At 42.9% G+C, this 20,166-nt stretch carries 19 protein-coding genes and 1 pseudogene; 17 read left to right on the top strand and 3 right to left on the bottom strand.

All coding sequences use genetic code 11. The features are described from left to right. The first annotated feature begins 26 nt into the window (after positions 1–26). Together FJN11_RS09155 and lnu(C) are read left to right on the top strand one after the other, a co-directional pair. A complete protein-coding gene (locus FJN11_RS09155) occupies positions 27–1,064 on the top strand; it encodes an IS1595-like element ISSag10 family transposase (protein ID WP_002837184.1) in 1,038 nt (345 codons plus the stop codon). Between the two features lie 23 nt (positions 1,065–1,087). Continuing rightward, entirely contained in the window at positions 1,088–1,582 is a 495-nt protein-coding gene (gene lnu(C), locus FJN11_RS09150) for a lincosamide nucleotidyltransferase Lnu(C) (protein WP_019543803.1), read from the top strand. A 138-nt stretch (positions 1,583–1,720) separates the two neighbouring features. On the opposite strand, the gene FJN11_RS09145 is transcribed toward lnu(C), so the two are convergent. Next, on the bottom strand, positions 1,721–2,683 hold the full coding sequence (locus FJN11_RS09145) for an asparaginase (protein WP_140224519.1): 963 nt from the start codon (positions 2,681–2,683) through the stop codon (positions 1,721–1,723). 65 nt (positions 2,684–2,748) lie between these two features. On the opposite strand from FJN11_RS09145, the gene FJN11_RS09140 reads away from it, so the two are divergent. Next, the gene (locus FJN11_RS09140; protein ID WP_140224517.1) at positions 2,749–4,137 is read left to right on the top strand and encodes a Cof-type HAD-IIB family hydrolase; all 1,389 of its coding nucleotides are present in this window, start codon (positions 2,749–2,751) and stop codon (positions 4,135–4,137) included. 34 nt (positions 4,138–4,171) lie between these two features. Here the strand turns inward: FJN11_RS09140 and FJN11_RS09135 are convergent, their stop codons facing one another. Then, positions 4,172–4,624, bottom strand: a complete 453-nt coding sequence (locus tag FJN11_RS09135) for a universal stress protein (RefSeq protein WP_064276412.1) — start codon at positions 4,622–4,624, stop codon at positions 4,172–4,174. Positions 4,625–4,785: 161 nt separating this feature from the next. On the opposite strand from FJN11_RS09135, the gene FJN11_RS09130 reads away from it, so the two are divergent. The 4 genes from FJN11_RS09130 to FJN11_RS09110 all read left to right on the top strand — a co-directional run bounded on the left by FJN11_RS09130 (position 4,786) and on the right by FJN11_RS09110 (position 8,946). Further along, positions 4,786–5,088 carry a hypothetical protein gene (locus FJN11_RS09130; protein ID WP_181146411.1) on the top strand — a complete coding sequence of 101 codons (303 nt, stop codon included), beginning with the start codon at positions 4,786–4,788 and terminating at the stop codon, positions 5,086–5,088. A gap of 263 nt (positions 5,089–5,351) precedes the next feature. Further along, positions 5,352–6,566 carry a pyridoxal phosphate-dependent aminotransferase gene (locus FJN11_RS09120; protein WP_000666457.1) on the top strand — a complete coding sequence of 405 codons (1,215 nt, stop codon included), beginning with the start codon at positions 5,352–5,354 and terminating at the stop codon, positions 6,564–6,566. A gap of 144 nt (positions 6,567–6,710) precedes the next feature. Continuing rightward, a complete protein-coding gene (gene rpmH, locus FJN11_RS09115; protein ID WP_000831905.1) occupies positions 6,711–6,845 on the top strand; it encodes a 50S ribosomal protein L34 in 135 nt (44 codons plus the stop codon). A gap of 136 nt (positions 6,846–6,981) precedes the next feature. Further along, complete coding sequence (locus FJN11_RS09110; protein WP_140224515.1) at positions 6,982–8,946, top strand: peptide ABC transporter substrate-binding protein; 1,965 nt, start codon at positions 6,982–6,984, stop codon at positions 8,944–8,946. Between the two features lie 289 nt (positions 8,947–9,235). Here the strand turns inward: FJN11_RS09110 and FJN11_RS09100 are convergent. Then, positions 9,236–11,081 (bottom strand): annotated as a pseudogene (locus FJN11_RS09100) (APC family permease). Positions 11,082–11,237: 156 nt separating this feature from the next. Between FJN11_RS09100 and FJN11_RS09090 the strand changes: the two are divergent. The 10 genes from FJN11_RS09090 to FJN11_RS09045 all read left to right on the top strand — a co-directional run bounded on the left by FJN11_RS09090 (position 11,238) and on the right by FJN11_RS09045 (position 20,125). Continuing rightward, positions 11,238–12,011 carry a TatD family hydrolase gene (locus FJN11_RS09090; RefSeq protein ID WP_140224511.1) on the top strand — a complete coding sequence of 258 codons (774 nt, stop codon included), beginning with the start codon at positions 11,238–11,240 and terminating at the stop codon, positions 12,009–12,011. After that, positions 12,011–12,577 (top strand): ribonuclease M5, encoded by a 567-nt coding sequence (gene rnmV, locus FJN11_RS09085; RefSeq protein WP_140224510.1) that lies wholly within the window; start codon positions 12,011–12,013, stop codon positions 12,575–12,577. Before FJN11_RS09090 ends, rnmV begins: the two co-directional genes overlap by 1 nt. Before the next feature lie 64 nt (positions 12,578–12,641). Next, positions 12,642–13,514, top strand: a complete 873-nt coding sequence (rsmA, locus tag FJN11_RS09080; RefSeq protein ID WP_061590031.1) for a 16S rRNA (adenine(1518)-N(6)/adenine(1519)-N(6))-dimethyltransferase RsmA — start codon at positions 12,642–12,644, stop codon at positions 13,512–13,514. A gap of 1 nt (position 13,515) precedes the next feature. Continuing rightward, complete coding sequence (gene rsgA / locus FJN11_RS09075) at positions 13,516–14,394, top strand: ribosome small subunit-dependent GTPase A (protein WP_061590032.1); 879 nt, start codon at positions 13,516–13,518, stop codon at positions 14,392–14,394. 10 nt (positions 14,395–14,404) lie between these two features. Next, on the top strand, positions 14,405–15,061 hold the full coding sequence (rpe, locus tag FJN11_RS09070; RefSeq protein ID WP_140224508.1) for a ribulose-phosphate 3-epimerase: 657 nt from the start codon (positions 14,405–14,407) through the stop codon (positions 15,059–15,061). After that, positions 15,024–15,686: a thiamine diphosphokinase gene (locus tag FJN11_RS09065; RefSeq protein ID WP_140224506.1), complete on the top strand. Its 663-nt coding sequence runs from the start codon at positions 15,024–15,026 to the stop codon at positions 15,684–15,686. Before rpe ends, FJN11_RS09065 begins: the two co-directional genes overlap by 38 nt. 1 nt (position 15,687) lies before the next feature. Next, a complete protein-coding gene (locus FJN11_RS09060; protein ID WP_181146410.1) occupies positions 15,688–16,944 on the top strand; it encodes a DNA recombination protein RmuC in 1,257 nt (418 codons plus the stop codon). Further along, entirely contained in the window at positions 16,934–17,875 is a 942-nt protein-coding gene (locus FJN11_RS09055; protein WP_049492793.1) for a 3'-5' exoribonuclease YhaM family protein, read from the top strand. Before FJN11_RS09060 ends, FJN11_RS09055 begins: the two co-directional genes overlap by 11 nt. A gap of 105 nt (positions 17,876–17,980) precedes the next feature. Beyond that, positions 17,981–18,808, top strand: coding sequence for a pur operon repressor (purR, locus tag FJN11_RS09050; protein WP_004238844.1), 828 nt, complete (start codon positions 17,981–17,983; stop codon positions 18,806–18,808). Positions 18,809–18,874: 66 nt separating this feature from the next. After that, a complete protein-coding gene (locus tag FJN11_RS09045) occupies positions 18,875–20,125 on the top strand; it encodes a diaminopimelate decarboxylase (RefSeq protein ID WP_140224504.1) in 1,251 nt (416 codons plus the stop codon). Positions 20,126–20,166 lie beyond the last annotated feature (41 nt).

Here is a 20,166-nt window from a genome sequence, read left to right as displayed (position 1 = left end):
AGTACCACCGAAGGAGGTAATTGGATATGCCTACTATCAAAGACGCATTAGATATTATCGGTAAGTTGACTGTCGCAGAGCAGGAAAGCCTTAAAACAATGCTTTTAAGTCCTGCCTTTGTAAAGTCTTTGAATATTGAAGATTTCGTAGCAAAGGAACGCTTTGCAAATGGTCGTGTATGCCCTCTTTGTGGCTGTATCCATGTGGTTCGCAATGGTCATCGTAAAGATGGCACACAGCGATATGTATGTAAGGATTGTGGCAAGTCCTTCGTGATTGCTACGAACTCCATTGTGTCTGGTACAAGAAAAGACTTGTCCGTGTGGGAGCAGTACATTGATTGTATGATGAATGGCTTATCCATTCGTAAGACTGCTGTTGCTTGTGGGATTCACAGAAACACCGCATTCCTTTGGAGACACAAGATTTTGGATGCACTTCAGAATATGGCAGACGATGTTACCCTTGACGGCATTATTGAGGCTGACGAAACTTTTTTCGCCATCTCGTACAAGGGCAATCATAGCAAGAGTAAGACATTTGCTATGCCACGCAAGGCTCATAAGCGTGGTCATTCTACACATATCAGAGGCTTGTCCCAAGAAAAGGTATGTGTTCCTTGTGCGGTTAATAGGAATGGCTTGTCTATCTCCAAGATTACGAATACTGGTAGAGTTTCTACAAGAGATTTACATCATATTTATGATGGTAGGATTAAGACCAATTCCACTCTTGTTACGGACAAGATGAACTCCTATGTGAGATTTACAAATGCCAATGGCATTGACCTTGTGCAGTTAAAGACTGGCAAAGCCAAGAAAGGCATTTATAATATCCAACATATCAATAGCTACCATAGCCAGCTAAAGAGGTTTATGCGTGGCTTTAACGGTGTTTCTACCAAGTATCTGAACAACTATCTTGTGTGGAATAACCTTGTAAATTACGCCAAAGAAAGCGACATGGAGAAAAGGAACATCTTCTTAACTTTCGTTTTGGCAACATTGAAAACTGCTAAATGCAGAGATTTATCAAACAGACCAGCAGTTCCTCTGGTCGCCTAATTAGAATTTGTGGAGATGATAAGATGGTCAATATAACAGATGTAAAACAGATTCTTCAATTTGCAATAGATGCGGAGATTAAAGTCTTTCTTGATGGTGGCTGGGGTGTAGATGCTCTTCTTGGATATCAGTCAAGAGCCCATAATGATATTGACATTTTTGTAGAAAAGAACGATTATCAGAACTTTATAGAAATAATGAAAGCTAATGGCTTTTATGAGATTAAGATGGAATATACAACATTGAACCATACTGTATGGGAAGATTTGAAAAACAGAATTATTGATTTGCATTGTTTTGAATATACGGACGAAGGTGAAATTCTTTATGATGGGGATTGTTTTCCGGTAGAAACTTTTTCGGGTAAAGGAAGAATTGAGGAAATAGAGGTTTCCTGTATTGAACCATATAGTCAAGTAATGTTCCATCTGGGATACGAGTTTGATGAAAATGATGCACATGATGTGAAGTTATTGTGTGAGACACTTCATATCGAAATTCCAAATGAGTATAGATAACTGCAAATAACAGTTTGTAGGGGAGTTCTGATACTCCCCTATAAAAATGGCTATTTATCAACTGTTTGTTGTGACATAGCCATAGAAAAAATCAGGGAATCGTGAAGATTTCCTGATTTTGCTTTCTGGAGAAGAGACTTAGCCTTCCATATAGTCTTTCAAAGCCTGTCCTCTTAGTCCGGCATTGAGAGCGATGAGGAGTTTCAAGCGGGCTTTTTGGGCATTAAGTTCTTTAACAAAGAAGACACCAGATTTTTGCAACTGTACTCCCCCACCTTGGTAGGCATAAACAGGCTCGGCAATACCGTTAAAGCATCGTGAAACTAGGGCGACTGGGATTCCTTTTTGCAGAAGGCTTTCTAATTTTTGAGCCGTTTCTTTGGGAATATTACCAGCCCCGAAGGCTTGGATAATTAAACCGTCCAATTGTTCCAAATCCAGCATATCAATCAGCTCATCTGTCATACCAGCATAAGCTGAGATGATAGGAATCAATCCTTGTATGTGATCAAGGTCAAAGCGGACACGAGGTTCAGCTGTTTTGAAGTAGAGAATTTCCCGCTTCGTAATCAGACCAAGTGGTCCATGTGTTGGGGTCTGGAAGGTGCCGACGTTGGTTGTATGTGTCTTGGTAACATACTTGGCAGCATGGATTTCATCGTTCATAACCACCAAAACCCCTTTGTCAGTGGCTCTGTCATCGCTAGCCACTCGTAAAGCACTCAGATAGTTATAAACACCGTCGCTGCCGAGTTCGTTAGAGCTACGCATGGCCCCTGTTAGAACGATAGGCATATGGGGAACTTCCATGGTATCAAGGAAATAAGCTGTTTCCTCTAAAGTATCGGTTCCATGTGTAATCACAACCCCATCGTAGTTATCTGCTTCCTCTTTGATTTTTTGGTAGAGGGCCAGCATATGCTTGGGTTTGATATGGGGGCTTGGTAGGTTAAAAAAGTCCAAGGCGTGGACTTGGATTCCTTCAAGTGGGTTGGACACATGGTTCATGGGATTATCTGAACTCGTTACAACAGCGCCAGAAGCATCGGCCTGCATGGAAATAGTTCCACCAGTATGTAAAACAAGGATTTTCTTAGGCATGATTTACTCACTCTTTCTGAAATGTGGTATAATCATTGTATCACAAAAGGGGAGATTGGGATAGGATGGAAGTCAAAGCTGTTTTTTTTGATATCGATGGAACCTTGGTCAACGATCGCAAGAGTGTTTTGAAATCCACTAAGGACGCGATTAAGATTGTCAAAGAACAAGGGGTGCTAGTTGGTGTAGCGACAGGGCGAGGACCTTTTTTTGTTAAGGAATTGATGGACGATTTGGATTTGGATTTTGCGGTAACCTACAATGGCCAGTATATCTTTAATAAAGACAGGGTCTTGTTCACGAGCCCAATTTCCAAGTTACATTTGCGCCATCTAATTACTTATGCTAAAAAAGAGGGCAAGGAGATTGCCCTAGGGACCAAGGATGCCATGTTGGGTTCTAAAATCATGTCTTTTGGTCTGGGTTCTTTTTCCCAACGAATCAGTCGCTTCGTTCCTTCTGTCTTAACCCGAACAGTGAGTCATTCCTTTAATCGTATGGTCAGCAAGGTTGTTCCCCAAAAGGAAGAAGACCTGCTTCACCTGATGAATCAGCCTATCTACCAAGTCTTGATGCTGATGACGCCAGAAGAATCTGAGAAGGCGGCAGCTGATTTTGAAGACTTGAAATTGACACGTAGCAATCCTTTTGCAGCAGATGTCATCAATCAAGGAAACTCTAAATTGGAAGGCATACGCCGAGTCGGGAAAGAATATGGTTTTGACCTCAACCAAGTCATGGCCTTTGGTGACTCAGATAACGACCTAGAAATGCTGGCGGGTGTCGGTATGTCGGTCGCTATGGGAAATGGTAGTAGCAGTGTCAAGGAAGTTGCTAAGCACATTACCACCAGCAATCAGCAAGACGGAATCCACAAGGCCTTGGAACATTTTGGTGTTCTAGCTTCAGAAAAAGTCTTTGTCAGCCGTGACTATCATTTCAATAAGGTCAAGACCTTCCACCACATGATGGATGAACGAACCCAAGAAGAACCACGAGCTTGGGATTTAGAAGGTGCAACCCACAGGGCTGGCTTTAAAATAGAAGAATTGGTGGAATTTGTTAGAGCTGCCAGTCCTTCTGAAGAGGACTTTGGTCAAGCTCTATCGCAACTTCATCAAGCTCTTGATAAGGCAGCAGATAAAGTAGCCAAGAAGACACCTGCACAGCAAGATTTGGTAGGGCAGGTGGATGCCTTGATTGATACGCTTTACTTCACCTACGGTAGTTTTGTTTTGATGGGGGTGGACCCAGAACGTATTTTTGATATTGTCCATCAGGCCAATATGGGGAAAATTTTTCCAGATGGCAAGGCTCATTTTGAGCCAGTGACCCACAAAATCTTAAAGCCAGATGATTGGGAAGAAAAATATGCTCCAGAACCTGCTATTAAAAAGGAACTGCAGCGCCAGCTCAAGGCTTATGAACGCCATAAAGAGAGAAATAAACAGTAAAGAAAAAGGAGCTCTGGGCTCCTTTTCTTCGTGACTATAAGGTTTTTTCTTGTTCTCTCACAACCAGCAAATCGACCTTAGCATGGCGGAGGATGTATTCAGATGAAGATCCGACCAAGAGGCGTTCAAAGGCGTTGAGACCAGTTGCGCCAACGAGGATGAGGTCCACTTCTTCAGCATCGGGAATAGTACGTGCCAGTAGGGTCTTTGGATTTCCCATTTCAATGACGATATGAATATCTGCCACACCAGCATCCCTTGCACGTTTTTCATACTCTTTCATCAGACTTTCAGCGTCAACTTGGAGTTCTTCGTAAACTTCAGCATCAAAGGTGGATACGCTTTGGAGTGCGCGTGTGTCAATGACATGTGCGATGGTGAGTTTAGCGTCGTTTCGTAGAGCAGAATGAACTCCCTTGACAAAAGCCAAGTCTGCTTCTTTAGAACCATCGATTGCGACCATGATATTTTGGTAACGTTGTGCCATAATGAAACCTCCTGAAATTTTCTTACTATAATTGTAAACCTTTTCACTATAGAAGTAAAGCAAAAAAAGTATTTTTCAAAAGAATGTTAGCACTTAAAATCTATATAAATATATGATAAAATAAAAGAAAGGATAGCAGGGAAGAAGTGAAGGGAGGGAGAATGATGAAAAACTCTTTTCAAGAAGCAAAAAATTCAAATTTCCTTTATTATGGAATCATCCTAGTTTCAGTCTTGCTAGAAGTTATTATGATCTGGCAATTAGAGAGTCTGGTACCGTTTCTTTATCCAGGATTTATCGGATTTTTAGTCTTTCATGTACTCTACCATCTAATTTTATTCCTAGTTGCAAAACGAAGTGGGCGTTGGGATTACTTGATGATATGGGGACTTTTCCTCATGTTCAATCTTCTTTATGACTCCTTTTTAGGCTTGCTTTTTCTAGGTTTATCTTTTGGTATGTGATGTGACTTTCGCAAAATACCTGCTATCTCCCCTGTCTTGGCCTCGCTTTTAGCGAGGTTTTTTCTTCTATCTTAATCTAGTAAAACTCAATGAAAATCAAAGAGCAAACTAGGAAACTAGCCGCAGGCTGTACTTGAGTACGGCAAGGCGACGTTGACGTGGTTTGAATTTGATTTTCGAAGAGTATAACACATTTCAGCAAACTTGTCGCATTCTCTTTCTAGTGGTATAATGTTACTATCCTGAAGAATTGAGGAAACAAGATGAAAGAATATAACAAGTCTAGTAAGTTAGAGCATGTTGCTTATGATATCCGTGGTCCTGTTTTGGAAGAAGCTATGCGGATGCGAGCAAACGGAGAAAAGATTTTACGTCTGAATACAGGAAATCCAGCAGAATTTGGCTTTACAGCGCCAGACGAAGTCATTCATGACTTGATTATGAATGCGCGGGATAGTGAAGGATATTCTGACTCCAAAGGGATTTTCTCAGCCCGTAAGGCCATCATGCAGTATTGCCAATTGAAGAAATTCCCAAATGTAGATATTGATGATATTTACCTTGGAAATGGTGTCAGTGAGCTGATTGTTATGTCCATGCAGGGGCTTTTGGATAATGGAGACGAGGTCTTAGTCCCAATGCCAGACTATCCTCTCTGGACAGCAGCTGTCAGCCTAGCTGGAGGAAATGCCGTTCACTATATCTGTGATGAAGCTGCAGAATGGTACCCAGATATTGACGATATCAAGTCAAAAATCACTTCCAATACCAAGGCAATCGTCCTTATCAATCCAAACAACCCAACTGGAGCCCTTTATCCTAAGGAACTCTTGTTGGAGATTATTGAGATTGCCCGTCAAAACGATTTGATTATCTTTGCGGATGAAATCTATGACCGTATGGTAATGGATGGACATGTGCATACGCCTGTGGCGAGTTTGGCACCAGATGTTTTCTGTGTCAGCATGAATGGTCTGTCAAAATCCCATCGTATCGCTGGTTTCCGTGTGGGTTGGATGGTCTTGTCTGGACCAAAGACTCATGTCAAGGGCTATATAGAAGGGCTCAATATGCTGTCCAATATGCGCCTTTGCTCTAACGTTTTAGCTCAACAGGTCGTACAAACTTCCCTAGGTGGTCACCAGTCGGTCGATGAATTGCTCCTTCCTGGTGGACGAATCTACGAGCAAAGAAATTTCATCTACAATGCTATTCAAGATATTCCAGGTCTCTCTGCGGTTAAACCTAAAGCGGGACTCTATATCTTCCCTAAAATCGACCGCAATATGTACCGTATCGATGATGATGAGCAATTTGTCCTTAATTTCTTGAAGCAGGAAAAGGTTCTCTTGGTTCATGGTCGAGGCTTTAACTGGCAGGAACCAGACCACTTCCGTATCGTTTACCTTCCTCGTGTTGATGAACTAGCCCAAATCCAAGAAAAGATGACTCGTTTCTTGAAACAGTATCGTAGATAGGGCTTACATTCGAAAAAGCTGGAAACATTTGCCTTGAGCTATTGACAAAAGTAAAAGAATCAGATAGAATAGTAAAGTATGTTTAGTAACTGATCACTTTATAGCCGGCTAAACGAATACAAAATCTATGAGGAGGTATTCATCGTGAAACGTACTTATCAACCAAGTAAACTTCGTCGTGCGCGCAAACACGGATTCCGTAACCGTATGTCAACTAAAAACGGTCGTCGCGTATTGGCAGCTCGTCGTCGTAAAGGACGCAAAGTTTTGGCTGCATAATCCAAACGAACCATAACAAAAATCAGTAGGAACTCGAGTCTACTGATTTTTATTTTTGTAAAAAAGTACAAAAAGCTTTATATTTTTGCTTGAATAGTGTATAATATTTCACATACTGTAAAATTGGAGAATAATCATGAAGAAATCAAAAGTTATGCTTTTTGGAGCTATGGCTTTGACAGCAGGTCTAGCTTTAGCAGCGTGTGGATCATCTCAATCAAGTAATGCAGACAAGACTTACTCTTATATCTTTGTCAATAACCCAGATACCTTGGATTATATTACCTCTACCCGAGACTCTACATCTAGTATCACAACCAACTTGATTGATGGTTTGTTGGAAAATGACCAATATGGCAATCTCATTCCATCTATGGCTGAGTCATGGACGGTGTCAAAAGATGGTTTGACCTACACTTATAAGATTCGTCAGGGAGCTAAATGGTATACTTCTGAAGGAGAAGAGTATGCGGACGTAACAGCTCATGACTTTGTGACTGGTCTCAAGTATGCGGCTGATAAAAAAGCTGAGAACTTGTACTTGGTTCAAGACTCTATCAAGGGACTAGCAGACTATGTTGAAGGGAAATCATCTGATTTTGCAACTGTTGGTGTTAAGGCAGTGGATGATTACACGCTACAATACACTCTCAACCAACCTGAGACTTATTGGAACTCTAAAACAACAGCAAGTATCCTTAGTCCTGTAAATGAAGCCTTCTTGAAGTCTCAGGGAGATGACTTTGGAAGTGTGACACCATCAAGTATCTTGTCAAATGGTCCTTACTTATTTAAATCCTTCACATCCAAATCTTTGATTGAACTTGACAAAAACCCTAATTACTGGGATAAGGACAATGTTAAAATCGAGAAAGTGAAACTCTCTTTCTTTGACGGTTCTGACCAAGACAGCATTGCTAGAGGTTTCTTGGATGGTAACTATACAGATGGTCGTATCTTCCCAACAAGTTCAGTCTTTGCTGAACTCAAGAAGGGAAATGAGGACAAGATTACCTATACACCGCAAAACTCAGTTACCTTCTACTATCTTTTCAACGTAAATCGTCAAAGCTACAAGCAGACTATGAAACAGTCTGATAAGGAAAAGACAGATTCACGCGCAGCTATGCAAAATAAAGATTTCCGTCAGGCTATCAACTTTGCCTTTGATCGTCATGCCTATGCAGCACAGACAAATGGTGAAGATGGAGCAGACCGTATCTTGCGTAATACGATTACACCAAGTAACTTTGTTCAAGTTGGCGATAAGAACTTTGGTGACATTGTCAATGAGAAAATTGTCAACTACGGTAAAGATTGGGCAAATATTAACCTAAACGATGGTAAGCAAGCCTTCTTGAATCCTGAAAAGGCCAAAGAGAAGTTTGCTAAGGCCAAAGAAAGTCTGCAAGCACAGGGAGTAACTTTCCCAATTCATTTGGATATGCCAGTTGACCAGACTGCTAAGTTAGATGTGCAACAGGCTGGATCGTTCAAACAAACAGTGGAAGAAACTCTTGGTAAGGAGAATGTAGTTATCGATGTTATCCAACTTTCTCCAGATGAAAAAGACCAGGCAACCTACTTTGCAGATACAGCAGAACAAAAAGACTACGATATCGACATCTCGGGATGGGGTGGAGATTACTCAGATCCTAAGACTTACCTAGCCATCCTTGATCCAGAGACAGGTTCTCAGTTGAAAAACATGGGCTTGTCTGAAGGAAAAGACAAGGAAGTTAAGGACAAGATTGGTCTTTCTGACTATAAGAAACTCTTGGATCAGGCAGATGCGGAAATCACAGATAATCAGGCTCGCTATGAAAAATATGCTGAAGCCCAAGCTTGGTTGACGGATAGTGCCCTCTTCCTACCAGTTCAAAGTGGTGGAGCTAACCCAATCTTCCGTAAGACTGTACCGTTTACAGGTCCATTCTCATTCGTTGGTCATAAGGGAAATGCGGACAACTACAAATATGTTGAATTGCAAAAAGAGCCAGTCACGGCTAAACAGTATCAAGAACTCTATGAAAAATGGCTGAAAGAAAAAGCTGAGTCAAATAAAAAAGCTCAGGAAGATTTAGCTAACCACATTCAATGATATTCCTAGTCATGCTTTTCAGTTAATACTCTTCGAAAATCTCTTCAAACCACGTCAGCGTTACCTTACCGTATATATATGTTACTGACTTCGTCAGTTCTATCTACAACCTCAAAACAGTGTTTTGAGCTGACTTCGTCAGTTTCATCTACAACCTCAAAGCAGTGCTTTGAGCAGCCTGCTGCTAGCTTCCTAGTTTGCTCTTTGATTTTTATTGAGTATAAGCATAGTGATAGGATTCAGAAAAAGGCCTTACCAGACGCTTCTCGCTTCTGGTAGGGCCTTTTCTTTATTCTTTTAAGTGATAGGAGTAGCTAGCGACAACGACGTCTTGGTGCCAACGAAGGGCGTATTTGAGTTTGAGGCTCATTTGATTGTGTAGAATATTTTGCCAAGGTTTATTAGGGATAAACTGGGGTACCAGGACAGTGACTGTATAGTTTTTTTTTCTGGGCATCTTCAGAGATTCGTTTGACATACTTGACAGTAGGGGTGATGATGTCGCGGTAGCTGGTCTTGATATTTTTCAGAGTAATAGTTGGAAAGTAATCGGCAAATTCTTGGAGAATTTCTTGGTCTTTCTCTACTGTTTCCTTAGTAGAAATATGCATGGCTAGGACTTCGTCACCGATACTTTGAGCGTAGTTAATGGCTCCGACACTGACTCGGGTGACATTTCCTACTAGGACCAGAACCAGATTGCCGTCGTAAGTACGTTTTTCGATGCCTTCATAGAGTCGCAGTTGTTGAGCTACTTTTTGGTAATGACTGTGAATCGCCAAGAAGAGTAGGGTGAGTACGAGAATAATCGGGAAGAAGGGCCAGATATCACTGAGACGGAAAAAGAGCAAGATTAGTACAATCGCGTAGCAAATGATAGCTCCAAGGATATTGGCAAGGGCAGGTTTTAAGAAATTTGCTCCTTTTTCCTTTTTCCAATGACGAATCATCCCAGTCTGAGATAGGGCGAAGGGAACGAAGACCCCGATAGTATAAAGAGGAATCAAGCGTTCTGTATTGCCATTAAAAATGAGAAGAAGAATCATAGCCCCAAAAGCCAGAGTTAAAATTCCATTGGAGTAGCCTAGGCGGTCTCCTTTTTCCATAAAGAGATGGGGCATGTATTTGTTTTTAGCCATATTGTAAGCCAGCATAGGGAAAGCCGAAAAGCCAGTATTTGCAGCTACGGCCAAAATCAAGGCTGTGGAGAATTGGAAGATATAATAGCCAAGGTGACCTAAGAAGGAATTACCAAGGATGCCTTGAGCCATCTGTGAAAGAATAGTTTCTCCGTGTTGAGGCAGAATCCCCATCCAGTAGTTTAGGAAGGTAATGCCTGCAAAAAGAAAACCTAAAATCAGTGACATAATGGTCAAGGTTTGAGCGGCATTCTTTTCTTTTGGAGCCTTGAAAAAGGGAACGGCATTTGAAATAGCTTCAACCCCTGTCAGAGAGGCAGAACCACTGGTAAAGGCTCTTAGAATGAGAACGATAGACAGGCTCGGAACAGCATGCCCAATAGGTGAAGTTGCCTGATAGCTGAGAGACCCTGTCATTAGTTGAAAGATTCCGTAGAGCAAGAGAAAGATAGTACTGATGATAAAGAGATAGACAGGAATCATCAGTGAACTTGCAGATTCTTTTAAGCCCCGTAAATTCAAGAGCATAAGCAAGCAAACTAGAAAAATGGAGATGTGAAGGTTGTAAGGGTGGAGAGCAGGGAGAGCTGCTGTGATAGCGTCCGCTCCAGATGAAACAGATACCGCTACGGTCAGCATGTAGTCAACTAGCAGACTACCTCCAGCGATTAAGCCAAGTTCGGGAGATAGATTTTCTCGAGTAACCATATAGGCCCCTCCTCCTTGAGGGTAGGCATGGATGATTTGACGGTAGGAGACGGTCAGGCTAGCTAGGAGCAGGAGGACAAAGAGGCCGATAGGAAGACTCCACCATATCGCAAGAGGAGAGAGACTAGCCAAGACGAGGACTACTTGCTCAGGCCCATAGGCAATGGAAGATAGAGCGTCGCTTGATAACATGGCTAGTGCCTGCATTTTTCCCAGTAGTCCCCCTTCGCCTTCGGTTAAGGACTTAAGAGGACGACCGATAAAGGTATGTTTTAATTTTGTAAACATGGTATTTTCCTTTACTGAAAATTTCAATAAGTGCTATTATACTGCTTTGAAAAAATTGCGTCAAGAGACGACAATAGATTTTAGAATATTTTTTACAGATGAGGAGATAGGGCGGTTTTTTGGTATAATAGAAGATAGAAAACGAGGTTAGAAGAGATGATTTTTGATACACATACACACTTGAATGTAGAAGAATTTGCTGGCCGTGAGACAGAAGAAATTGCCTTGGCTGCTGAGATGGGTGTGACACAGATGAATATTGTTGGTTTTGATCAACCGACGATTGAGCGTGCCTTGGAGTTGGTGGATGAGTACGACCAACTCTACGCAACTATTGGTTGGCATCCGACAGAAGCTGGAACTTACACAGAGGAGATTGAAGACTACTTGCTTGATAAGCTCAAGCATCCCAAGGTTGTTGCTTTAGGTGAAATTGGATTGGACTACCATTGGATGACAGCACCGAAAGAGGTGCAGGAGCAGGTTTTTCGCCGTCAGATTCAGTTATCTAAGGACTTGGATTTGCCTTTTGTAGTTCATACCCGTGATGCGTTGGAAGATACCTATGAGATTATCAAGAGCGAGGGCGTTGGTCCTCGTGGTGGTATCATGCATTCATTTTCAGGGACTCTTGAGTGGGCAGAGAAGTTTGTCGCGCTTGGCATGATCATTTCCTTCTCAGGAGTGGTGACTTTTAAGAAGGCAACTGACATCCAAGAAGCAGCTAAAGAGTTACCTTTGGACAAGATTTTGGTAGAGACAGATGCGCCTTACTTGGCTCCTGTTCCTAAACGGGGTCGCGAAAACAAAACAGCATATACTCGCTATGTAGTAGATTTTATCGCGGATTTGCGTGGCATGACGACCGAGGAGTTATCGGCAGCAACGACTGCAAATGCAGAACGAATTTTTGGATTGGACAGCAAGTAATGAAAGAAAAAATTTCCCAAGTTATCGTGGTCGAAGGGCGCGATGATACGGCCAATCTCAAACGCTATTTCGATGTAGAGACCTATGAGACACGAGGTTCTGCCATCAATGAGCAAGATATTGCACGTATTCAGCGTCTACATGAGCTTCATGGAGTCATTGTCTTTACAGACCCAGATTTTAATGGGGAGCGGATTCGTCGTATGATTATGACGGCCATTCCAACAGTTCAGCATGCCTTCCTCAAACGAGATGAAGCTGTTCCCAAGTCCAAGACCAAGGGGCGTTCTCTGGGAATTGAGCATGCCAGCTATGAAGACCTGAAAACGGCTCTAGCTCAGGTGACAGAACAATTTGAACATGAGAGTCAGTTTGATATCAGTCGTAGCGACTTGATTCGACTTGGTTTTCTAGCAGGGGCAGACAGCCGTAAGCGTAGAGAATATCTGGGAGAGGCTCTCCGAATCGGCTATTCCAACGGCAAGCAACTCCTCAAGCGCCTAGAGTTGTTTGGGGTCACTTTGGCAGAAGTGGAAGAAGCTATGAAATCTTATGAGAACAGCTAAGCAGACCCCAAATGTAAGGGGAATGTGTTACAATAGAAGTAACAGATAATAGAAAAGAGAATAAATGAGAATTGCAGATTATAGCGTGACCAAGGCAGTGCTGGAGCGTCACGGTTTTACCTTTAAAAAGTCCTTCGGGCAAAATTTCTTGACGGATACCAATATCCTTCAAAAGATCGTGGATACGGCTGAGATTGATGACCAGGTCAATGTCATCGAAATCGGGCCAGGTATTGGTGCCTTGACCGAGTTTCTGGCTGAGCGTGCAGCTCAAGTCATGGCCTTTGAGATTGACCACCGTTTGGTGCCAATTTTGGCAGATACCCTGCGTGATTTTGACAATGTGACCGTGGTCAACGAGGATATTCTCAAGGTTGACTTGGCGCAACATATCCAGAATTTTAAAAATCCTGACCTGCCAATCAAGGTAGTGGCTAATTTGCCTTATTACATCACGACACCTATTCTCATGCACTTGATAGAGAGTGGGATTCCTTTTAGTGAGTTTGTGGTTATGATGCAAAAGGAAGTGGCGGACCGCATTTCCGCTCAACCGAATACCAAGGCTTATGGTAGCTTGTCGATTGCGGTTCAGTACTACATGACTGCCAAGGTTGCCTTCATCGTGCCTCGTACGGTATTTGTGCCAGCGCCAAACGTGGATTCTGCTATTTTGAAAATGGTGCGCCGTCCAGAACCAGCTGTAGCAGTGGAAGACGAGAATTTCTTCTTTAAGGTTTCTAAGGCTAGTTTCACTCATCGACGCAAGACTTTATGGAATAACCTGACAGGTTACTTTGGCAAGACTGAAGAAGTTAAGGACAAGCTGACCAAGGCTTTGGACCAAGCAGGCTTGTCACCAAGTGTGCGTGGGGAAGCCCTCAGCTTGGAAGAATTTGCCAGCCTATCAGATGCACTTAAAGGGCAAGGACTCTAAGATGCAGGGACAAATCATTAAAGCCTTGGCTGGGTTCTACTATGTAGAGAGTGAGGGTCAGGTTTATCAGACGCGCGCGCGTGGAAATTTCCGTAAAAAAGGTCATACCCCTTATGTTGGGGACTGGGTCGATTTTTCTGCCGAGGAAAATTCAGAAGGCTATATTCTCAAGATTCACGAACGCAAAAACAGTCTAGTCCGTCCTCCCATTGTCAATATTGACCAAGCTGTAGTAATCATGTCCGTCAAGGAACCTGAATTTAACAACAATTTGCTGGATCGTTTCTTGGTTCTATTAGAGCACAAGGGCATCCATCCCATCGTCTATATTTCCAAGATGGATTTGTTGGAAGATAGGGGAGAACTGGATTTTTATGAACAGACTTATGCTGATATCGGCTATGACTTTGTGACCAGTAAAGAGGAACTCCTGCCCTTGTTAACAGGCAAAGTGACGGTCTTTATGGGGCAGACGGGTGTTGGGAAGTCAACGCTTCTCAATAAAATAGCACCAGACCTCAATCTTGAAACAGGAGAAATCTCAGACAGTCTGGGTCGCGGGCGCCATACCACTCGAGCTGTTAGTTTTTACAACCTCAATGGGGGTAAAATCGCAGATACACCAGGTTTTTCATCCTTGGACTATGAAGTATCAACGGCGGAAGACCTCAATCAGGCCTTTCCAGAGATTACCAGTGTCAGCCGAGACTGCAAATTCCGCACTTGTACCCATACCCATGAGCCAGCTTGCGCGGTTAAACCTGCTGTAGAAGAAGGTACTATTGCGTCCTTCCGTTTTGAAAACTACCTGCAATTCCTCAGTGAAATTGAAAATCGTAGAGAAACCTATAAAAAGGTCAGCAAAAAAATTCCAAAATAAGGAGAAACCTATGTCTCAATACAAGATTGCTCCGTCAATTCTGGCAGCAGATTATGCCAACTTTGAACGTGAAATCAAGCGCCTAGAAGCAACTGGGGCAGAGTATGCCCATATCGATATCATGGATGGTCATTTTGTACCACAAATCAGTTTTGGTGCAGGTGTGGTCGAAGCTCTTCGCCCTCATAGCAAGATGGTCTTTGACTGCCACTTGATGGTAGCTAATCCAGAGCATCATTTAGAAGACTTTGCGCGTGCGGGAGCAGACATCATCAGTATCCATGTGGAAGCAACGCCCCATATTCATGGTGCCCTCCAAAAAATTCGCTCCCTCGGTGTCAAGCCTTCAGTCGTTATCAATCCTGGTACGCCTGTCGTGGCGATTAAGCACGTTCTTCACCTAGTTGACCAAGTCTTAGTCATGACAGTTAATCCTGGATTTGGTGGTCAAGCTTTTCTGCCTGAAACCATGGATAAGGTCCGTGAGTTGGTTGCCATTCGTGATGAAAAAGGCTTGAACTTTGAAATCGAAGTGGATGGCGGGATTGATGACCAAACTATTGCTCTAGCCAGAGAAGCTGGTGCGACAGTTTTTGTAGCAGGTTCCTATGTCTTTAAGGGAGATGTCAATGAGCGAGTACAAACTCTCAGAAAACAACTGGACTAAGGTTGCCGTTTTTGCAGGCGGAGACCGCGGTCACTACCGGACGGACTTTGATAGTTTTGTCGGTGTGGATCGAGGCTCGCTCTGGGTCTTGGAAGAAGATTTGCCTCTTGCTCTAGCAGTTGGAGATTTTGATTCTGTGACCGAAGAAGAACGACAGGTGATTCAAAAATGTGCCCAACATTTTGTCCAAGCGCGACCAGAAAAAGATGATACAGATCTGGAATTGGCTCTCTTGACCATCTTTGAGAAAAATCCTCAGGCTCAGGTTACTATTTTCGGTGCTTTGGGTGGTCGTATCGACCATATGCTGGCCAATGTCTTTTTACCTAGCAATCCCAAATTAGCACCCTATATGCGCCAGATAGCGATTGAAGATGGGCAAAATTTGATTGCCTATTGTCCAGAAGGGACTAGTCAGCTAGAACCCCGCTCGGACTATGACTATCTAGCCTTTATGCCAGTTCGGGATAGCCAGCTGACCATTCTTGGTGCCAAGTATGAGTTGATAGAGGAGAATTTTTTCTTTAAAAAAGTGTACGCTTCTAACGAATATATAGATAGGGAAGTGTCGGTGACTTGCCCAGATGGCTATGTGGTCGTGCTACATAGTAAGGACAGGAGGTAGGATGGAAAGTTTATTAGTTCTATTATTAATTGCCAACCTAGCTGGTATCTTTCTGATTTGGCAAAGGCAGGATAAGCAGGAGAAACACTTAAGCAAGAGCTTAGAGGATCAGGCAGATCACTTGTCAGACCAGTTGGATTACCGCTTTGAACAAGCCAGACAAGCCAGCCAGTTAGACCAAAAAGATTTGGAAGTGGCTGTCAGCGACCGTTTGCAAGAAGTGCGAATGGAATTGCACCAAGGCCTGACTCAGGTCCGTCAAGAAATGACAGAGAATCTCTTGCAAACTAGGGATAAGACCGACCAACGTCTTCAAGCCCTGCAGGAATCAAATGAGCAACGTTTGGAACAAATGCGCCAAACAGTCGAGGAAAAACTAGAAAAGACCTTACAGACACGCTTGCAGGCTTCCTTTGAGACAGTTTCCAAGCAATTGGAGTCTGTCAATCGTGGTCTTGGAGAAATGCAGACAGTTGCCCGTGATGTCGGAGCCCTTAATAAGGTTCTCACTGGAACCAAGACGCGAGGGATTCTGGGTGAATTGCAACTGGGGCAAATTATCGAAGATATTATGACACCAGCCCAATATGAACGAGAATTTGCAACGGCTGAAAACTCCAGTGAACGAGTGGAGTATGCCATCAAGTTGCCCGGACAAGGCGATCAGGAATACGTCTACCTACCAATTGACTCCAAGTTTCCACTGGCAGATTATTACCGCTTAGAAGAAGCCTATGAAGCGGGTGACAAAGAAGAAATCGAACGCTGTCGTAAGTCACTCCTAGCCAGCGTCAAGCGCTTTGCCAAGGATATCAAGAGCAAGTACATAGCACCGCCTCGGACGACCAATTTTGGAGTTTTGTTTGTTCCGACAGAAGGTCTCTACTCAGAAATTGTCCGCAATCCGATCTTCTTTGATGATTTGAGACGGGAAGAGCAGATTATTGTCGCAGGTCCAAGTACCCTGTCAGCTCTCCTCAATTCCCTATCAGTTGGCTTCAAAACTCTCAATATCCAAAAGAGTGCCGACCATATCAGTAAGACTCTTGCTAGCGTTAAGACCGAGTTTGGCAAGTTTGGTGGCATTCTGGTCAAGGCACAAAAACATCTCCAACATGCCTCTGGCAATATTGATGAACTATTAAACCGTCGTACCACAGCTATCGAGCGGACGCTCCGTCACATTGAGTTGTCAGAAGGTGAGCCTGCGCTTGATCTACTCCATTTCCAAGAAAATGAGGAAGAATATGAAGATTAGTCACATGAAAAAAGATGAGCTATTTGAAGGCTTTTACCTGATCAAGTCAGCTGACCTGAGGCAAACTCGAGCTGGGAAAAACTACCTAGCCTTTACCTTCCAAGATGATAGTGGCGAGATTGAAGGGAAACTCTGGGATGCCCAACCTCATAACGTTGAGGCCTTTACCGCAGGTAAGGTTGTCCACATGAAAGGACGCCGAGAAGTTTATAACAACACCCCTCAAGTCAATCAAATTACTCTCCGCTTGCCTCAGCCTGGTGAACCCAATGATCCAGCTGATTTTAAGGTCAAGTCGCCAGTTGATGTCAAGGAAATCCGTGACTATATGTCGCAAATGATTTTCAAAATTGAAAATCCTGTCTGGCAACGAATTGTTCGAAATCTCTACACTAAGTATGATAAGGAATTTTACTCCTATCCAGCTGCCAAGACTAATCACCATGCCTTTGAAACAGGCTTGGCTTATCATACGGCGACCATGGTGCGTTTGGCAGATGCTATTAGCGAAGTTTATCCTCAGCTCAATAAGAGCCTGCTCTATGCAGGGATTATGCTGCATGACTTAGCTAAAGTCATCGAGTTGACGGGACCAGACCAGACCGAATACACAGTTAGAGGCAATCTCCTTGGGCATATCGCTCTGATTGATAGTGAAATTACCAAGACAGTGATGGAACTCGGCATCGATGATACCAAGGAAGAAGTCGTTCTGCTTCGTCACGTAATCCTTAGTCACCATGGCTTACTTGAGTATGGAAGTCCAGTCCGTCCACGCATTATGGAAGCAGAGATTATCCATATGATTGACAATCTGGATGCTAGCATGATGATGATGTCAACAGCTCTTGCTTTGGTAGATAAAGGAGAGATGACCAATAAAATCTTCGCTATGGACAATCGTTCCTTCTATAAACCAGATTTAGATTAACAATTTAAGAAAAATGAGCATTTTTTAGGATAAGAATGTTCGTTTTTTTATGTGAATATGGTATAATAGATAAAATATCAAAATTAAATGAAATGGGAAATAGAAATGAAATTAAGAAGAAGTGATCGAATGGTTGTCATTTCCAACTATTTGATTAATAATCCTTATAAACTAACTAGTCTCAATACTTTTGCTGAAAAGTATGAATCTGCTAAATCATCCATCTCAGAGGATATCGTCATTATCAAACGCGCCTTTGAGGAAATTGAAATCGGTCATATCCAGACAGTAACTGGTGCTGGTGGTGGTGTCATTTTTACACCATCAATCTCAAGCCATGATGCCAAGGAAATGGTTGAGGACTTGCGTGCCAAGTTGTCAGAAAGTGACCGTATCTTGCCAGGTGGCTATATCTACCTGTCTGATTTGCTTAGCACACCAGCTATCTTGAAAAATATTGGTCGCATTATTGCCAAGAGCTTTATGGACCAAAAAATTGATGCGGTTATGACAGTAGCGACTAAGGGTGTTCCACTTGCAAATGCAGTTGCCAATGTCCTCAATGTTCCTTTTGTTATTGTGCGCCGTGACCTGAAAATTACCGAAGGTTCAACTGTCAGCGTCAACTATGTATCCGGTTCAAGTGGTGACCGCATTGAGAAAATGTTCCTTTCAAAACGTAGTCTCAAGGCAGGCAGCCGTGTCTTGATTGTGGATGACTTCTTGAAAGGCGGAGGAACTGTCAACGGGATGATCAGTCTCTTGCGTGAATTCGACTCAGAATTGGCAGGTGTAGCGGTCTTTGCGGATAATGCCCAAGAAGAACGTGAAAAGCAGTTTGACTACAAGTCACTCTTGAAGGTAACCAATATTGATGTCAAGAACCAAGCCATCGATGTTGAGGTTGGCAATATCTTTGACGAAGATAAATAAGAGATAGAACTAAAGGTTGGAACGCTTGTCCCAGCCTTTCTTTGCAAATAGAATAGAAGGAAGCTTATGAAAACACCATTTATCAATAAAGAAGACTTAGAAGCGATTGTTGCCGAGTTCCCGACTCCCTTTCACTTGTATGATGAGAAGGGGATTCGTGAGAAGGCAAGGGCCGTCAACCAAGCCTTTTCGTGGAACAAGGGCTTTAAGGAATATTTTGCAGTTAAGGCTACTCCAACACCAGCTATTTTGAAAATTCTCCAAGAGGAAGGCTGTGGTGTGGATTGCTCTAGTTATGTAGAACTTTTGATGAGTCATAAACTGAATTTCCCTGGTTCTGAGATTATGTTCTCTTCAAACAACACGCCAGACAAGGAATACGCCTATGCACGTGAATTGGGTGCGACCATTAACTTGGATGCCTTTGAAGATATTGAACATCTAGAGCGTGCAGCAGGCATTCCAGAAATTATCTCTTGTCGTTACAATCCTGGAGGCGTTTTTGAGCTAGGAACAGACATTATGGACAATCCTGGAGAAGCCAAGTTTGGCATGACCGAGGACCAGCTCTTTGAAGCTTTTGCCATCTTGAAGGAAAAAGGAGCCAAGACTTTTGGGATTCACTCCTTCCTAGCGTCCAATACCGTCACCCATCTCTATTATCCAGAGTTGGCGCGTCAGCTTTTTGAATTGGCTGTTGAAATCAAGGAAAAGTTGGGCATTTCGCTAGACTTTATCAATCTTTCTGGCGGTATTGGTGTCAACTATCGTCCAGACCAGGAGCCAAATGATATCGCCTTGATTGGTGAGGGAGTTCATAAGGTGTATGAAGAGGTCCTTACGCCAGCAGGTCTTGGTCAGGTTAAGATTTTCACAGAATTGGGTCGCTTTATGTTAGCTCCTCACGGTGCTCTCGTCACAAGAGTCACTCATAAGAAGAAAACTTACCGTACCTATCTAGGTGTGGATGCATCAGCAGTCAACCTCATGCGTCCAGCCATGTACGGAGCCTACCACCATATCACCAATCTGACTCATCCAGAAGGACCAGCTGAGGTGGTAGATGTGGTTGGTTCACTCTGTGAAAACAATGATAAATTTGCAGTGAATCGCGAACTGCCTCATACAGAAATCGGTGATTTGCTGGTAATTCATGATACAGGTGCTCACGGTTTTTCAATGGGCTACCAGTACAATGCTAAACTTCGTTCTGCGGAAATCCTCTATACCGAAGAAGGAAAAGCCCGTCAAATCCGCCGTGCAGAGTGCCCTGAGGACTACTTTGCAACCTTGTATGGCTTTGATTTTGAAGAATAAAATGATAAGTAATTGAAAATGAAATTGAAAAACAGATTGCT

Origin of the sequence: Streptococcus symci (genome assembly GCF_006385165.1) — a bacterium.
In the GTDB taxonomy this organism is placed as follows: Bacteria; Bacillota; Bacilli; order Lactobacillales; family Streptococcaceae; genus Streptococcus; species Streptococcus symci.
Note: the sequence above shows the minus strand (reverse complement) of the source record. Positions and strands in the feature narration are given on the sequence as shown.

Excerpts from the sequence above, each read along its gene's own strand:
- FJN11_RS09110 (WP_140224515.1), top strand. The coding sequence starts at position 6,982 with ATGAAGAAATCAAAAGTTATGCTTTTTGGAGCTATGGCTTTGACAGCA.
- rnmV (WP_140224510.1), top strand. The coding sequence starts at position 12,011 with ATGAAAGAAAAAATTTCCCAAGTTATCGTGGTCGAAGGGCGCGATGAT.
- rsgA (WP_061590032.1), top strand. The coding sequence starts at position 13,516 with ATGCAGGGACAAATCATTAAAGCCTTGGCTGGGTTCTACTATGTAGAG.
- FJN11_RS09155 (WP_002837184.1), top strand. The coding sequence starts at position 27 with ATGCCTACTATCAAAGACGCATTAGATATTATCGGTAAGTTGACTGTC.
- FJN11_RS09130 (WP_181146411.1), top strand. The coding sequence starts at position 4,786 with ATGATGAAAAACTCTTTTCAAGAAGCAAAAAATTCAAATTTCCTTTAT.
- rpe (WP_140224508.1), top strand. The coding sequence starts at position 14,405 with ATGTCTCAATACAAGATTGCTCCGTCAATTCTGGCAGCAGATTATGCC.
- FJN11_RS09060 (WP_181146410.1), top strand. The coding sequence starts at position 15,688 with ATGGAAAGTTTATTAGTTCTATTATTAATTGCCAACCTAGCTGGTATC.
- FJN11_RS09145 (WP_140224519.1), bottom strand. The coding sequence starts at position 2,683 with ATGCCTAAGAAAATCCTTGTTTTACATACTGGTGGAACTATTTCCATG.
- rsmA (WP_061590031.1), top strand. The coding sequence starts at position 12,642 with ATGAGAATTGCAGATTATAGCGTGACCAAGGCAGTGCTGGAGCGTCAC.
- FJN11_RS09065 (WP_140224506.1), top strand. The coding sequence starts at position 15,024 with ATGAGCGAGTACAAACTCTCAGAAAACAACTGGACTAAGGTTGCCGTT.
- FJN11_RS09055 (WP_049492793.1), top strand. The coding sequence starts at position 16,934 with ATGAAGATTAGTCACATGAAAAAAGATGAGCTATTTGAAGGCTTTTAC.
- FJN11_RS09140 (WP_140224517.1), top strand. The coding sequence starts at position 2,749 with ATGGAAGTCAAAGCTGTTTTTTTTGATATCGATGGAACCTTGGTCAAC.
- purR (WP_004238844.1), top strand. The coding sequence starts at position 17,981 with ATGAAATTAAGAAGAAGTGATCGAATGGTTGTCATTTCCAACTATTTG.
- FJN11_RS09135 (WP_064276412.1), bottom strand. The coding sequence starts at position 4,624 with ATGGCACAACGTTACCAAAATATCATGGTCGCAATCGATGGTTCTAAA.
- FJN11_RS09090 (WP_140224511.1), top strand. The coding sequence starts at position 11,238 with ATGATTTTTGATACACATACACACTTGAATGTAGAAGAATTTGCTGGC.
- FJN11_RS09120 (WP_000666457.1), top strand. The coding sequence starts at position 5,352 with ATGAAAGAATATAACAAGTCTAGTAAGTTAGAGCATGTTGCTTATGAT.
- FJN11_RS09045 (WP_140224504.1), top strand. The coding sequence starts at position 18,875 with ATGAAAACACCATTTATCAATAAAGAAGACTTAGAAGCGATTGTTGCC.